This window comes from Gammaproteobacteria bacterium, from assembly GCA_013214945.1.
GTDB lineage: Bacteria > Pseudomonadota > Gammaproteobacteria > Enterobacterales > Psychrobiaceae > Psychrobium.
Genome location: JABSRT010000019.1, coordinates 81018 through 96289 on the forward strand (window position 1 = coordinate 81018; position 15272 = coordinate 96289).

The following is a 15272-nucleotide window of genomic DNA, read 5'->3' on the forward strand; positions in this document are numbered from 1 at the left end:
TCACTGAAGTTGGAGCAGAAGTTGAAGAAAAGTTGTATCTGTTATCGCGCCCTAGTTAAAATTAACCAATCGAATGTCATCAAAATAGAGTTGCTGAGTCTGTTTCAAATCAACAAAAAAGAAACTGAGTTGGCTCATTTTGGTCAAATCCATCGACCTGCCATTAGGTGCTTCGAGGATAGCTTTTAGTGGCAGCGTCAATTTATTCCAGCCTGGTTCAATCTGTACATTACGATTAAAGCGATCGCCATAAATTCTTGCTTGGTTCTGGTGATGTATTTGATCGTGCAATCGAACGTTAAGCGACAATATTGAGTATCCGGGTACAAAAACATTGATTTCAAATGCATCATAACCAGTCCAATTTTTTAACAGCGGGCTTAGATGGATACTCGGATATTTTCCGGGCGAAAAAACTGCCTTACCTGAATATTGGCCTGATAACACATAGAGTTCAGAGGCGACAACCGCGCCTTGCCAACGCTCAACGAGCAAGCCTGATTCAAAATCTTCAATAATTGGTCCGCGATTTTGCTGCTTAATATCGCCAAAAATGGTCAAGCTTAATCCATAGATCTCAACGACAAAAACAAACGAAAACACACTAAAAATGGCTACGGGTAACAATGGTCGTGCGCGCAAAAACAAGCCAATTACACAGCCAGTCAAATTACGCAAGACATCCATCAAGCTAAAGTGACGACCTACAAAACTTTGGGTAAATTCAATCAATAAGCTGATAAGCAGCACAGCGGCTACAAAAACAATAATTTGACGGCTTGATTTAAAAGGTCTGACAATTGCATACCCTACCGACAATAGGAAGAAAAATACAATATGACCAAAATTCCAAAAAGAACGAACAGAGGGGAGTGACGCAGTATCTGGCCCCCCAACAAAAAAAAGGGAGCCCAGTGGTATTAAACATAGCAATAACCAATGCCCTAGCTTAAAACGTTTAAGCCGTTGCATTGGTTAAAACGCTCTCGAATAGAGATCCGAGAGTGCTACCAAATTATAACTTTTCGTTAAGCTCTGGAATTGCATCAAACAAGTCTGCTGCAAGGCCGTAATCGGCCACTTGGAAAATTGGAGCTTCAGGATCTTTGTTGATAGCAACAATAACTTTAGAGTCTTTCATGCCCGCTAAGTGCTGAATTGCGCCTGAAATACCAACGGCAATATAAAGGTCTGGTGCAACAATCTTACCTGTTTGGCCAACCTGCATATCGTTTGGTACAAAACCTGCGTCAACTGCGGCGCGAGAAGCACCAACACCAGCGCCTAACTTGTCAGCTAGCGTTTCAAGCATTGCAAAGTTTTCACCGTTTTGCATACCACGACCGCCAGACACAATGATCTTGGCACTGCCAAGCTCAGGGCGTTCAGATTTAGTCATTTCAGCGCTAACAAACGTTGCTAAGCCAGACTCTGTTACGATGTCTAATGCTTCAACTGACGCACTGCCAGTAGCCGCTACTGCGTCAAATACTGAAGTACGAATAGTCATCACTTTGATGCTGTCGCTACTTTTAACCGTTGCAATGGCGTTACCGGCATAAAACGGACGAGCAAAAGTATCGCTGCTATCAACACGGATAACATCAGAAATTTGAGCAACATCTAACAAAGCAGCAGTACGCGGTAAAAAGTTTTTAGCCGTTGTTGAAGCTGCTGCTAGAATGTGGCTGTAGTCTTTACCGATTTTAGCAACTAACAAGCTAACGTTTTCAGCAAGTTGGTGCTCGTAACAGGCATTATCAGCAACTAATACCTTGCTAACACCCGCTAATGACGCTGCAGCTTGTGCCGCGGCATCACAATTGGCACCAGCAACTAATACTGTAATGTCACCACCGATAGCACTTGCTGCTGCAACTACTTTAGCTGTGTCAGCTTTTATTTCATCATTACTATGTTCTGCAATTACTAAAATAGTCATTAGATCACCTTCGCTTCGTTACGTAGTTTAGCGATTAGCTCATCTACTGATTCAACCATCACACCAGCGCTGCGTGTCGCTGGGTTTTCAACTTTAACCACTTCTAAACCTGATGTTACTTCAACACCAAAGTCGCTCGGCGTTTTAACATCAATCGGCTTACGTTTAGCTTTCATGATATTAGGTAACGATGCATAACGCGGTTCGTTTAAACGTAAATCGGTAGTTATTACTGCTGGCAAGCCAAGTTCAACCGTCATAAGACCGCCATCAACTTCGCGAGTAACTAATACTTTGTCACCCTCTACTTTAACTTCTGAAGCAAAAGTACCTTGACCCATGCCCGTTAACGCCGCAAGCATCTGGCCAGTTTGGTTGTTATCACCATCGATAGTTTGCTTGCCCATAAGGACAATTGAAGGTTGTTCAATTTCAACAACTTTTTTCAATAATTTAGCAATAGTTAAAGGCTGAACTTTTTCACTAGTCTCAATTAAAATGCCACGGTCAGCACCAAGTGCCAAAGCAGTTCTTAACTGCTCTTGACAAACTTTCTCGCCTACAGTTACAACAATAATTTCAGTAGCTACGCCCTCTTCTTTTAAGCGAACTGCTTCTTCAACCGCAATTTCACAAAATGGATTTATAGCCATCTTAAGATTGCTTAAATCAACATCTGTATTATCAGATTTAACACGTACTTTGACGTTAGCATCAACAACGCGTTTAATCGGCACAAGAATTTTCATAAATACTATCCTTTACCTTCAAAAATTAGCCAAATCTTTTGGCGAAATAAAACATACGTTTAAATTAACTTAATGTTGACCATTACGTCAATAGAAAATTAACTAAATCTTGGTTTACCTTAGGGTAAGTCTGTTAAACAAATGACTTTATATTTGTATAAATAGACTTTTTTGCCCTAAATAAAAATTAGCAATTGATTTGTCATGACAAAACATCATTAAATTTAAAATATAATATGCTTCTTTACTGGCGGCTGGCCTTAACGACCACGGTTATCAAGCAATAAAACAGGCCGCATTAACTTGCTATGTCACTGGCGTTCAAACCAATTCAAACCAATATTGTGTATAATTATTTCATTTTAACAATACTAAGGTCATATCAATGAATAAAAAATACCTGCTCAGTCCCCTGCTAATAATCTTGCTACTTTTAGCCAGCGGCTGCTCGGAAGATGTCGGCAAAGTAAGCTTGGGGCTTTTCACCACTAAAGATATATTTATTGATGCCAAAAAAGATCCTAAAATCCCTGGGGTTACTTGTCACATTACTCATGTTGAAGCGAACTTTGATTTTTCTGACCCGTCAAATACCAGCATTGCTTGCCGCCAAACCGGTCCCATTTCTGCTGCAGACTTAGCAAATATTGATCTATCGAAAAATGGTGAAATTATTTTTACAGAATCTTTAAGTATCTTGTTTAAGAGCCTTAAAGTCAGACGTATTTACGACCAGAAAAACAATTCTTTACTCTACCTTTCTTATTCAACCAAAGAAATTAATGGCAGCCATCATCATTCGTTATCGACCGTTAGTCTGTTTAATACCCCGGCATCTAATACCCCTGCATCTAAAACTCTATAGTTGCAACCCAATTGAATCGCCGCCAGCGCAAATTGTCGCGGTTTAAAATTATAAATACCGGGCTTTAGTTTATTCTTGAGCCCATATCACGCCTAATTTTTTATATTTCATTGACCATTGATTTATATTTAACCACCACGAGCCAATTCCGTATAAAATTCCGCCAATAGACACTCAAATCTGTGCTTTTTTAAGGTTTAACGACCGTTATAGGGTATGATTATCTTTTATTTCGCCGACATTGGCGGATCACATTTATCCCGCTTATTGAGTTGTTCAAACAACCAACAGAACACTATCTCAAAGCCAAGTTTTAAGACGCAGACCCTTTATGCTTTACAACGAAAATATCCCTGTTAGACACCCTAAATCAACTTTTGCCATGTCAACCGTGTACGCCTTTACAACGGCGTCAGTATTGACCTCCATTTTCTTTTCTTTGTTGTTGTTTCTCTCAATTGATGACGACCCGTTAATGATGGTGCTATTTGGTAGCCTAGCGATTATTTTTGAGCTGGGTAAGTTTTTTGCTTGGTTTGAAGTGGGTGAGCGAACAGCCCGCCGTAACTATTATGGCGCGTTTTCGGCGTTTGTTTTCTACACCATTTTAGCCGCTATTTCGATTGGCGGCTCGATTGGCGGCATCAATAGCGCGACCAACAAAGCGCAGAATCATGTCAATATTGGGCAAAGCAAAGTCAATAGCTATAACCGCCAAATTGCGGCGATTGACCAGCAAATCATGCTCAATAACCAAGCCGCGCAAAAATATATCGAATTAGAATTAATTGCGACCGGCTTAAAACGGATCCAGCTTGAAAATGATGCCTTGCGCCAACAGCAACTGCAACTGGCCACAGACCGAGACAGTTTACCCGTTGTTAGCCAAGGTTCAGTGCTTGGTCTAATTGACAGTATCGCGGGTTCACTAGGGGTCGACGCTAAAACAGCACAACTGGCTTTGGTGGTATTTTTGTCGGTATTGCTCGATTTCTTTGCCGCGTTTTTTATCAGCCTAATCGGCGAAGAACAACGTTTTTGCCATCAGTATCGCCGTCGCAAGCCCATCACGATTGATGATACCAGCGCCGTGCCAGAACTTATTGGTGTTCCTTATTCATTAAGCAATCACCAAATTGAGTCTCAAGTAGTCAACGACAGACCGGTTACCGAAACGTTAAGTCTTTATCAACAGACGATTTTGGCGCTTGAGTCTAAGCATGCTAGTTGCACCAAAAAAGCAATTGGCGCTTATTTAGCAATTACCCCTGAACAGGCCGACGAAATTTTCAAGCAATTGTTAAGCGATGGTTTAGTAACTAAAAAAGCCAACAACCACTATCGTTGGCAAGGTCTCAATGCTTCTGCTTAAGTAAGCTTTAAGTTAGCTTTAAGTTAGCTTTAAGTTAAATAAGCTGTCTAAAAAAAGCCAATGGCAAGGTCATTGGCTTTTTTATTGAGGCTATTTTTCCTACCGACCCAATCAAGTCAATATCAAGCCACCAGCGTAACCATCAACGTTATCGTCAAAAAAGTCTGTTACTTGCTGAGCGACGTCTTCGATAACACAAAAATCCATGCCTAAACCACTGGTAACGCCGAAAAAAAGACAAGTCATTGCTCTAATAGAAAAGAAGCTATTATGCCCTTGCTAGTGGCATCAGTGTAACAACGTGACAGCTTGAAGGTGAATATCTATATGGCTGGGCTAGTGGTGGCTTTGTGGCAGATTCGAACAGTGCATTATAAATAGCTATTGCCGTATCATCGCACGGCAATAGCATCATATTAACGATATTTACAAGATAGATCGTTCTGATCAAACAATTGCAGCTTGTCAGGCTCAACACTAAATTTCAATTCCTGACCGCGCGCTAGCTGCTGGATCCCAGGAATTTTCACAATCACCGGATCAGCGTCTTTAGTGACGTTAAAGTAAAGTAGCGTCACTTCTCCCAACGCTTCAATGAAGCTTATCTTACCTTTAAAGATGTAGTTATCGCTGTCAGTAATCACCATGTCTTCAGGGCGGGCACCGACTGCAAACGCTAAGTTAACATCGCTGTCATTAGTGGCAATAGGCACTTGCGCTTGCGCTCCGTTTTCAAGTGCTAACTGGGTTAGTTCGCCGCTACTTTTTACCGTCGCTGGCAAGATATTCATCGCGGGAGAACCGATGAAGGTTGCTACAAACTTATTAACTGGCTTTTGATAAAGCTCTAGTGGCGTGCCTACTTGCTCAATACCGCGGTTGTTAAGCACCACAATACGAGTCGCCAGTGTCATTGCCTCGACCTGATCATGCGTTACATAGATCATCGTGCTGTCAGGCATTTTTTCTTTCAGTTGAGCAATTTCAATCCGGGTGGCTACCCGTAATGCCGCATCTAAATTAGACAAAGGCTCGTCAAACAAAAAAATCTTAGGATCGCGTACAATCGCACGGCCAATAGCCACACGCTGACGCTGGCCACCAGAAAGTGCTTTAGGCAAACGATCGAGATAGTCTGTTAACTGTAACGACGCAGCCGCTTTATTCACCGCAATCTCAATTTCAGCGGCCGGAATTTTCGCTATTTTGAGGGCGAAACTCATGTTGTCACGTACCGTTAGGTGCGGATATAAAGCATATGATTGAAACACCATTGCAATACCACGCTTGGCCGGCGGCACTTCATTCATCACCTCGCCATCAATTTCCAATGTACCGCTGCTGATGCGCTCAAGACCGGCAATCATCCGTAATAATGTCGACTTACCACAACCTGAAGGGCCTACAAAAACAATGAGCTCACCTTGTTTGATATCAAGATTAATATCGGTAAGTACGGGAACATTGCTATAAACTTTGGTTGCATTTGTCAATTTTAAATTTGCCATATCGCCACTCTTTATTTTATTTATTATATAGTGCACAGCCTTCATCCGATCGCGCCAGCGAGGCTGTGCTAACTGTTTATATTTCTCTGTTACTTATCGTTATGCTTGGCATAAAAAGCTTGCCATGGGGCCAACGTTAACTGGCTATCATTTAACTGATACTCGAAATCTAAACCTGTGATTTCTACCAGGCTCGCTGCATTGCTAAGGTTGATCACTTGCGTTGAATCAGACAAATTAAAGGCACACAGCACTTGTTCGTCCTCTGTCACACGAACAAAACTCAAGACTTCGCCGCTGACCTTTAGATCCCTCATATCGCCTTTCACTAAGGCAGGTAGAGTTTTACGAAATGCTAACAGCTTGCGATAACGAGCAAGACTAGAATTTTCGTCAGCCTCTTGAATCGACACTGCAATTGCTTGTTGCTCCCCATCAACCGGCAGCCAAGGCTTCGCGGTTGAGAACCCAGCATTCTTTTCAGTGTCGGTCCAAACCATTGGTGTTCTACAACCATCGCGACCTTTAAACTTCGGCCAAAATTCCTTACCGTACGGATCTTGTAAATCGTCAAAACCGACATCAGCTTCGCCAAGTCCTAGCTCTTCACCTTGGTACAAGCACACCGAACCTTGCAACGATAATAGGACAGCCGTCATCACTTTTTGGGCGTCAGCGTTAAGCTGCCAACGGCTGGCGTGACGAACTACATCATGGTTTGAGTAAGCCCAGCAAGACCAACTGTCTTGTGAGTGCTCAGAGAAACGTCCGATCACATCGGCAAAGCGCGTTGCGTTAAGTGTTTCTGGTGACAGAAAATCGAAGGCGTAACACATCTGCATCAAATCATCACCGGCCGTGTACTGTGTCATCAGTTCCATGCCGCGCTGATCGTCCCCGACTTCACCGACTGCGGCGATATTTGGATATAGATCCATGGTCGCGCGTAGACGTTTTAAGAACGCAATGTTCTCAGGCTGATTTTTATCAAAGATATGCTCTTGGTGATTATACGGATTAACCTCTGGCGCAATGGTTGCGTTACGCAGTTCAGGCGGTAAAAACGGGTTATCACGCAGTTGCTGATCATGGAAATAGAAATTGATGGTATCCAGTCTAAAGCCATCTACTTTTCGGTCTAACCAAAATTTAGCCACATTTAATAACGCGTCCTGAACATCCTTATTGTGGAAGTTCAAATCAGGCTGAGTGGTTAAAAAATTGTGCAAATAATACTGTTGACGTGTTTCGTCCCACTGCCAAGCATTACCACCAAAAATCGACAACCAATTGCTCGGCAGTTGCTGCTCAGCAGTCAGGTTGTCACCTTTTTTAGCGTCAGCCCAAACATACCAATCGCTTTTAGGGTTGGTTTTATCTTGGCGCGACTCAACAAACCAAGCGTGCTGATCCGACGTATGCGACAACACTAAATCAATCATTACCTTGATGCCAAGGCGATGGGCTTCGCTCATCAGATCGTCAAAATCGGTTAAATTACCGAACATTGGGTCGACGTCGCAGTAATCACTAACGTCATAGCCAAAATCTAACATTGGCGAGGTAAAAAACGGCGACAACCAAATAGCATCAACTCCGAGCGATGCAACATAAGGCAGGCGCTTGATGATCCCTTTAATATCGCCAATGCCATCACCGTTACTGTCCTGATACGATCTTGGGTATATCTGATAGATAACCGCTCCACGCCACCAATCTTTTTCACTATTTGCTACGATATTGTTTGCTACAGCGCTATTTTCTACAGCTTTGTTTTCTATAGTGTTGTTCGATGATTGGTGAATATTTTTATTTAAAGTCATTTGCATCAGCCCCCTTTGACTGAACCAGATAATAAGCCGCGTACTAAGTATTTTTGTAGCGAGAAAAACACGATTAAAGGTACAATTATTGAAACGAACGCAGACGCTGTTAACAATTCCCAGTTACCGCCGCGTGAACCCAGCATTTCTCTCAAACGTCCGGTCATCACTAACTGCTCTTCGTTATTCCCTAAGAAAACCGTGGCAATTAATAAATCATTCCATACCCACAAGAACTGGAAAATCGCAAAACTTGCCAATGCTGGGAACGACAGCGGTAAAATTATTTTGACGAAAATATTGAACTCATTAGCACCGTCAACACGGGCACTTTCAATAATTTCACGTGGTAAACCCGCAATATAATTTCGGAGTAAATAAATAGCCAAGGGCAAGCCAAAGCCGGTATGGGCGAGCCAAATGCCTAAGTATCCCTTGCCAATTCCGACATCGGTGTAAAGTTTAAGCAATGGAATAAGCGACATCTGGAGCGGTACTACCAGTAAACCGACGACCATTGCCAACAATAATGCACGCCCAGGAAATTCCATCCAAGCCAGCGCGTAGGCGGCAAATGCGGCGATTAAAATTGGTATAATCGTTGCGGGAATGGTCACGGTCATCGTGTTTAAGAACGACTTGCCAATTCCCTCAGCAAACAGCACCTCGGAGTAGTTGTCTAACGTAAAGATGGGCGCTTCAACCGATGTTACAAAAATACGCGTGCCCCGCGTACTTGTGTGAGGTATCGGTGAGCTCAATTGATAGCTACCATCAGCATTGACCGTTAGTAACTTTCCTTTACGCATTTGCGCAGTATCACCAGGGGTGAACTCAGTCGGCGATTTTGAGTTCCAGCCAAACGCTGTGACCTCGCCGGCTTTGTCACCAAATACATTGCCTTTTAATACATAGAGATTATCGACATGCTTTTGCTCGTCGGCCGGTGCCGAACGTTTGATCAAATTACTTTCAAGACTTGAAAAGGAGGTCCACCAACCCGTTGCCACTAATTGATCTTTATCTCTGACCGATGACACTAACAGGCCAAAGGACGGAATGGTCCACAGTAATACTAAAACGATTACCGAGATATTAACGGCCCAAGTTAAGGCTGAGTTTTTACCGACTATAGAATTCATATTAGTTCTCGTTCTTTAAGTTGCGCACGTTCCAAACCATTACCGGCAGAACCAAGACCATAATCACTAAGGCAATCGTCGCTGACCGACCAAAGTCGTGACCACGGAACATCCAGTCGAACATATAGTTTGCTAGCACTTGCGATCCCCATTGGCCGTTGGTCATCGCCATGACAATATCAAAGACCTTAAGCACTAAAATGGTTATGGTGGTCCAAACAACCGCGACGGTATTCCACATTTGCGGCATTTTAATTTTCATAAACACCTGAAAAGGGTTGGCACCATCCAAGATAGCTGCCTCAACCGTCTCTTCTGGAATGCCGCGCAGCGCCGCAGATAAGAGCACCATCGCAAAACCCGTCTGGATCCAGATAAGAATGACCATTAAGAAAAATGAATTCCAAAACGGCATCGCGATCCAAGCTTGTGGTTCACCGCCAAAATGCACAATCAACGCGTTTAATACGCCAATTTGATCAGCGGTATCGCCACGATAGTCGTATACAAATTTCCAGATAATACTCGCACCAATAAAAGAAATAGCCATCGGCATAAATATCAGAGACTTAGCGAAATTTCCCCAGCGAATTCTATCGGTCAAAGTTGCTGCGATTAAGCCGAAAAAAGTCGATGCAGCAGGCACGACAATTAACCACAGCATGTTGTTTTTTAGCGACTCAAAAAACTTCTCATCACCGACCAGCCAAATATAGTTATCTAGGCCAACAAACTTGTCACCTGAGGGGCCGTGAAACGAAAGATAAATACTGTTTATTACCGGGTAGACCAAGTAGACAACCAACAAAACAATTGCAGGCCCCATGAACAACCAAGGGCGAATTGCAGATGATTTTTGAATATTGTGGTTTGAATTTTTACCGGTGGCTGGATAGATTAGATCCAGCAAGTAGTTACTGCCCACAAAGTAGGCAATACAGCCTAGAACACCAACAACCACGGTAAACAGTGCTAATAGCATCTGTTCCATCATTTATCCTTTTCTTATAATTTAACGGTTGGTATGCCTTAAAAGACACGCCGTGAATAATTTATATCAATAGAATTGTTATTTGATCTAACAGAAAAGAAAACGCTCGGTATTGCACCGAGCGCTAATAGGGAGTTACTTAATCGTATCCCAAGTTTTCTGGATTTGAGCACCGACTTCTTTAGCGCTTTTACCACCAGAATAGTCAACCATGCCGGTCCAGAAAGCGCCAGCGCCGACGGCACCAGGCATCAGATCTGACGCATCAAAACGGAACGTTGTCGCATTAAGTAAGATATCGCCCATGCCTTTCAAGCTTGCGTTGGCATAAGTGTCTGTATTAACACCTTTGTGCGGTGTTAAGAAACCTTCTTGAGCCATCCACAGCTCATGCGCAATCGGGGTCTTCAAAAATTCAATAAATGCGTGGGCACCTTTTGATTCTTTAGTGATTGCAAACACAGTACCACCACCTAACACTGGCTTACCAAGATCCTTTGCCGCGTATGCAGGGAAGTAGAAGAAGTCAGCATCTTCGCCCACTATCGTTCCCTCGGGGAAAAAGGCTGGGATAAATGAAGCTTGACGATGCATGTAGCACTTAGGTGGAGACGAAAACAAGCCTTTAGGACTGTCACGGAAATCGGTAGTGGCCACGGTGCCAGCACCACCCGAAACATACTTATCATTACGTACAAACGAGCCGTAAGCCTCGATAGCCGCTAACACTTTAGGATCATCGAACTTAATTTTGTTAGTAACCCACTCGTCGTAAACCGTTGGCGATTGCGTGCGCAACATCATGTCTTCAACCCAATCAGTAGCAACCCAACCAGTCGCCCCGCCCGAACCCAGACCAATACACCAAGGAGTGCCGCCGTCTGCAACAATTTTGTCACTCAAGATCATAAGCTCTTCCATCGAAGTGGGAATGTTATAACCCGCATCTTCGAAGTTTTCAGGTGAATACCACACCAGAGATTTCACATCAGCCTTATAGAAGAAACCATAGAGATCTTCTTTGCCTTGACGATTTTTGTAAGTACCAAGATCGACCCAAGATTGACCAGCAGCATAGTTGTCACGAACCCATTGTGCTGTGCCTGCACTTAATGGCGTCAACTTACCTTTAGCGGCTAAATCAGCAGCAAGACCTGGCTGGGGGAAAACAGCGACGTTTGGCGGTGAGCCCGCTTCAGTATCAATAACAATTTGTGCTTCAAAGCTATCTGATCCTGAATATTTAACGGTAGCGCCTGTGGCTTTTTCGAAATACACAATAACATTCTCAAGCAACGCTTTATCGGCACCTAACCAGGGGCCAAATACAGAAATAGTTTCACCTTTTAAATCAATGTCTTTTAATGCTTCATAGCTCGCCCAGTGAAAGCGTGCATCTTCACCCGGTGTAAATTTTAGATCCGACTCTGCCAGCACTACATTTGAAGTCAAACCAATAGTAGCAGCGGTTAAATAAGTAATAAGTTTCATGAAATCTCCCTCTTATTCGAGCCAATTTATAAATAATTTAGCTTCTTTATAATTGTTCGAATGGTAAATTTGAATTATTATTTTAGTTTTCCAAAGCGCTTTGGATTTTCGACTATCTCGCATTTCTACCACCAAGTCAAACAATTTAGCCCCGAGAAATCTTACGAAAAATTTTCTTATGTCGATTTTAAAAAATTAATTGAAAGCGCTTTGGAAAACAGGCATTATTCTGCTCTATTTGTTATTTATTACTGCCATGTTTTACGCGTTAGCTTAGGAGGCTTCATGAATCTAAAACAGTTTTCTGAGATTTTAAAGTTGTCTCAGACCACCGTTTCCAGAGCACTTAACGGCTTTCCTGAGGTGAGTGAGAAAACCCGTAATCGTGTGTTAAGCGCGGCCGCTCAATACAATTATCATCCGAACACCCAAGCTAAAAGCCTTGCTACAGGTAGATCGATGGCGATTGGCCACGTGCTTCCGATTAACAAACAAGAAATTATTAATCCTATATTCGCCGACTTTATCGCCGGCACTGGCGAGATATTGTCGCGCAGTGGTTATCACATGGCTGTCACCGTGGTGGAAGACGAAGGCGAAGAAGCCGCCTACCGGAACATGGCGTCTAATAAATCAGTCGACGGTGTTATTCTGCACGGCCCTAAAGAAAACGACAGTCGTATCACGCTGTTGCAAGAACTCGGCATCCCTTTTTTAGTCCATGGCCGGGCGCAAAACACTGAACAAGCTTACTCTTGGTTTGACATCAACAACCGACGCGCATTTAAAAATGCGACCGAGCTGTTGCTCAAGCTCGGACACCAGCGAATAGCCCTGCTTAACGGCTTAGAATACATGGACTTTGCCGTGCGCCGTCGCCAAGGTTACGAGCAAGCGCTTAACTTGGCAGGCATCCCGACAGACACTACCATCATGCGTAGCGAACAAATGATGGAACCTTACGGTTACCATGCAACATTAGAGATCATGCAACAGCCAAATCCGCCAACTGCTTTTCTCGTGTCATCCGTCATTACTGCAATGGGGGTGCAACGCGCACTGTTAAAGCTCGGATTACGGCTCGCCGAAGATGTATCTATTGTTATTCACGACGATCAGCTGTCGTTCCTGCCAGCCGATGAGGTCAATCCGCTTTTTACCGCTTCACGTTCTTCGATCAAAGAGGCAGGAAAACGTTGCGCGCAAATGTTACTCGAACAAATAAACAACCCCAATTCCCCGCCTTTAACAGAGCTATGGGAAGCCGAACTTGTCATTGGTGAATCGACCGGCCCAGCGCCACAAACCAATAGCAACAACTTGGATTAATACCAATGACATTGGCTCTGTTCACTTTTAATGTAGCTAGCTTCGCAATACATTGAAAGTGTTGGTGTTTGATAAAGCAAGCTTGTGCAGCATGGATGCTGCGCCAGAGCCTCGAACGTAGGTAGAACCCTCATGCCTGTGGCATGAGGAAGTCCGCCGTAGTAGTGAAGGATTTACGGCGACTTGCTGTTCAAATGGCAACTCTTTAGTACAACAGAGCCAATGACATTAAATTTATGCGCTTGTTATCAGTAGGGTAAATTAAATAAGATCAACGCTGGGTTAGTGTGCTTTCTCAGCACCGGTGATCACTTAATTATGGGATTGGAATAAACATGACTTTTAAGCTAGACAAACACTCAGCACTGATGCAACCCGATTTTACCTTTGGCGTGGCAACGGCTGCCTTTCAAATAGAAGGCGCTAACACCGCCGATAATCGCTGCCCTTCTATCTGGGACACTTTTTGTCAGCAACCGGGCAAAGTACTCAATGCTGATGATGGTGCTATTGCCTGTGATCATTACCACCTGTGGCAACAAGATCTCCAATTAATCGATTCTTTAGGCGTAGATGCCTACCGATTATCAATTGCCTGGCCTAGAATAATTAGCGACATCGACGGTACTATCAATACCAAAGGCCTCGCGTTTTACGACAATATTATTAATGAATTAAATCGTCGTAATATCAAAGTTTTTGTCACGCTATACCACTGGGATCTGCCACAGTACCTTGAAGATCGAGGCGGATGGCTTAGTCGAGATACCGTCACAGCCTTCGTGAGTTATGCCGGGGTTATCGCCGAGCACTTTAAAGACAGAATTTATTCCTACGCCACGTTCAATGAACCTTGGTGCAGTGCCTATTTAGGCTATCAGTACGGTGTACATGCACCGGGACACACCTCGCGTAAAGAAGGCCTCCAGGCCGCGCACCATTTATTGCTCGCCCACGGCCTTGGCATTAAGGCTATTCGTCAACACACCCAAACCGCACAAGCGGGCATTGTTCTAAACTTTACCCCTGGTTACAGTAATAGCGACAAACCAGCAGATCTCCGAGCCACTGATATTTACAACGACTACAACAGCCACTGGTTTATTCAGCCGCTCATGCAAGGCTGCTATCCTGAGTCTATTGAAGCGCTCTACCCAGATGAATTACCCACGGCAGCCCCTGGTGATCTGCAAGCGATTAGCGTAGCCATTGATTTTTTAGGGATAAATTTTTATACCCGCCATGTGATAGAGGCGAGCACGCCTGGCAGCGCCGAAGACTTCCAACAAGTAGACCAAAAACACACTGGGGCTGAGCACACCCATATCGGTTGGGAAATTCACGCTCCTGCGCTTTATGAACTGTTAATCGGGCTACACACGCGCTACAAATTACCGCCAATATTCATTACTGAAAACGGCGCCGCTTGCGACGATCATCTAATCGACGGTACGGTCAACGATGATCAACGCTGCCGCTATCTGCAACAACATTTACAAATGGTCGACCAAGCAAGCCGCGAAGGCGTTGTCGTGAAAGGCTATTTCGCCTGGAGCTTAATGGACAATTTTGAATGGGCGCAAGGTTATTCACAACGTTTTGGCTTAGTGCACGTAGACTACCAGACTCAAGTTCGCACGCTAAAGAAAAGTGCCCATTGTTATAAAGCGCTACTTAATAGCAGAGCGCATATCTTAAACGATTAGCATTGGTTCGCTGGTGATCAAACGAGCTACAACTTCACTTATCACTAGCGCTATCGTGTGCCAAACTACAGACCTTGCACCTATTGATAACGCATTAACTATCAATAGGCACTGCTCTTTGCTCAAATCCTGTCAATTCAGCGCCCCTCCCCCCCAAACGACTTGTGAACCGCGAGGCATTAAACGTTTGGGCATAAGCGGTCGAACAAACCCCCATCAGCTTTAGTATCAGCAAGAGTGTTAGCAAAAGTATTAACAAGAGTGTTAACAAGAGTATTGCTGCTCGTTCCACTTCTTAACGCATAAAAAAATCCATAACCAAGTGAATTGATTATGGATTAATACACGATCCGT

At 43.7% G+C, this 15272-nt stretch carries 12 protein-coding genes; 4 read left to right on the forward strand and 8 right to left on the reverse strand.

The annotated features are described in order from the left end of the window. Positions 1–51: 51 nt before the first annotated feature. The 3 genes from HRU23_14785 to HRU23_14795 are packed head-to-tail and all read right to left on the reverse strand — an operon-like array spanning position 52 to position 2691. Positions 52–972 carry a VanZ family protein gene (locus HRU23_14785; protein ID NRA55407.1) on the reverse strand — a complete coding sequence of 307 codons (921 nt, stop codon included), beginning with the start codon at positions 970–972 and terminating at the stop codon, positions 52–54. A 43-nt stretch (positions 973–1015) separates the two neighbouring features. After that, a complete protein-coding gene (locus HRU23_14790; protein ID NRA55408.1) occupies positions 1016–1942 on the reverse strand; it encodes an electron transfer flavoprotein subunit alpha/FixB family protein in 927 nt (308 codons plus the stop codon). After that, on the reverse strand, positions 1942–2691 hold the full coding sequence (locus HRU23_14795; GenBank protein NRA55409.1) for an electron transfer flavoprotein subunit beta/FixA family protein: 750 nt from the start codon (positions 2689–2691) through the stop codon (positions 1942–1944). Before HRU23_14795 ends, HRU23_14790 begins: the two co-directional genes overlap by 1 nt. Before the next feature lie 385 nt (positions 2692–3076). On the opposite strand from HRU23_14795, the gene HRU23_14800 reads away from it, so the two are divergent. Together HRU23_14800 and HRU23_14805 are read left to right on the forward strand one after the other, a co-directional pair. After that, a complete protein-coding gene (locus HRU23_14800) occupies positions 3077–3556 on the forward strand; it encodes a CreA family protein (GenBank protein NRA55410.1) in 480 nt (159 codons plus the stop codon). 331 nt (positions 3557–3887) lie between these two features. Further along, entirely contained in the window at positions 3888–4928 is a 1041-nt protein-coding gene (locus HRU23_14805; GenBank protein NRA55411.1) for a Preprotein translocase subunit SecY, read from the forward strand. A gap of 416 nt (positions 4929–5344) precedes the next feature. On the opposite strand, the gene ugpC is transcribed toward HRU23_14805, so the two are convergent. From ugpC to HRU23_14830, 5 genes are all read right to left on the reverse strand, one after another. Beyond that, on the reverse strand, positions 5345–6436 hold the full coding sequence (gene ugpC / locus HRU23_14810) for a sn-glycerol-3-phosphate ABC transporter ATP-binding protein UgpC (GenBank protein ID NRA55412.1): 1092 nt from the start codon (positions 6434–6436) through the stop codon (positions 5345–5347). A gap of 89 nt (positions 6437–6525) precedes the next feature. Next, the gene (locus HRU23_14815; GenBank protein ID NRA55413.1) at positions 6526–8259 is read right to left on the reverse strand and encodes an alpha-glucosidase; all 1734 of its coding nucleotides are present in this window, start codon (positions 8257–8259) and stop codon (positions 6526–6528) included. Between the two features lie 5 nt (positions 8260–8264). Next, entirely contained in the window at positions 8265–9401 is a 1137-nt protein-coding gene (locus HRU23_14820) for a carbohydrate ABC transporter permease (GenBank protein ID NRA55414.1), read from the reverse strand. A gap of 1 nt (position 9402) precedes the next feature. Further along, complete coding sequence (locus HRU23_14825; protein ID NRA55415.1) at positions 9403–10392, reverse strand: sugar ABC transporter permease; 990 nt, start codon at positions 10390–10392, stop codon at positions 9403–9405. A 135-nt stretch (positions 10393–10527) separates the two neighbouring features. Further along, entirely contained in the window at positions 10528–11883 is a 1356-nt protein-coding gene (locus tag HRU23_14830) for a carbohydrate ABC transporter substrate-binding protein (protein ID NRA55416.1), read from the reverse strand. 285 nt (positions 11884–12168) lie between these two features. Between HRU23_14830 and HRU23_14835 the strand changes: the two genes are divergently transcribed. Both HRU23_14835 and HRU23_14840 read left to right on the forward strand, forming a co-directional pair. Next, positions 12169–13212 (forward strand): LacI family DNA-binding transcriptional regulator, encoded by a 1044-nt coding sequence (locus tag HRU23_14835; protein NRA55417.1) that lies wholly within the window; start codon positions 12169–12171, stop codon positions 13210–13212. A 335-nt stretch (positions 13213–13547) separates the two neighbouring features. Then, positions 13548–14918, forward strand: coding sequence for a beta-glucosidase (locus HRU23_14840; protein NRA55418.1), 1371 nt, complete (start codon positions 13548–13550; stop codon positions 14916–14918). Positions 14919–15272: the final 354 nt, after the last annotated feature.

What these genes read in the sequence shown, in the direction of transcription:
- HRU23_14785 (NRA55407.1), bottom strand. Translation starts at nt 972, where the DNA reads ATGCAACGGCTTAAACGTTTTAAGCTAGGGCATTGGTTATTGCTATGT.
- HRU23_14790 (NRA55408.1), bottom strand. Translation starts at nt 1,942, where the DNA reads ATGACTATTTTAGTAATTGCAGAACATAGTAATGATGAAATAAAAGCT.
- HRU23_14795 (NRA55409.1), bottom strand. Translation starts at nt 2,691, where the DNA reads ATGAAAATTCTTGTGCCGATTAAACGCGTTGTTGATGCTAACGTCAAA.
- HRU23_14800 (NRA55410.1), top strand. Translation starts at nt 3,077, where the DNA reads ATGAATAAAAAATACCTGCTCAGTCCCCTGCTAATAATCTTGCTACTT.
- HRU23_14805 (NRA55411.1), top strand. Translation starts at nt 3,888, where the DNA reads ATGCTTTACAACGAAAATATCCCTGTTAGACACCCTAAATCAACTTTT.
- ugpC (NRA55412.1), bottom strand. Translation starts at nt 6,436, where the DNA reads ATGGCAAATTTAAAATTGACAAATGCAACCAAAGTTTATAGCAATGTT.
- HRU23_14815 (NRA55413.1), bottom strand. Translation starts at nt 8,259, where the DNA reads ATGACTTTAAATAAAAATATTCACCAATCATCGAACAACACTATAGAA.
- HRU23_14820 (NRA55414.1), bottom strand. Translation starts at nt 9,401, where the DNA reads ATGAATTCTATAGTCGGTAAAAACTCAGCCTTAACTTGGGCCGTTAAT.
- HRU23_14825 (NRA55415.1), bottom strand. Translation starts at nt 10,392, where the DNA reads ATGGAACAGATGCTATTAGCACTGTTTACCGTGGTTGTTGGTGTTCTA.
- HRU23_14830 (NRA55416.1), bottom strand. Translation starts at nt 11,883, where the DNA reads ATGAAACTTATTACTTATTTAACCGCTGCTACTATTGGTTTGACTTCA.
- HRU23_14835 (NRA55417.1), top strand. Translation starts at nt 12,169, where the DNA reads ATGAATCTAAAACAGTTTTCTGAGATTTTAAAGTTGTCTCAGACCACC.
- HRU23_14840 (NRA55418.1), top strand. Translation starts at nt 13,548, where the DNA reads ATGACTTTTAAGCTAGACAAACACTCAGCACTGATGCAACCCGATTTT.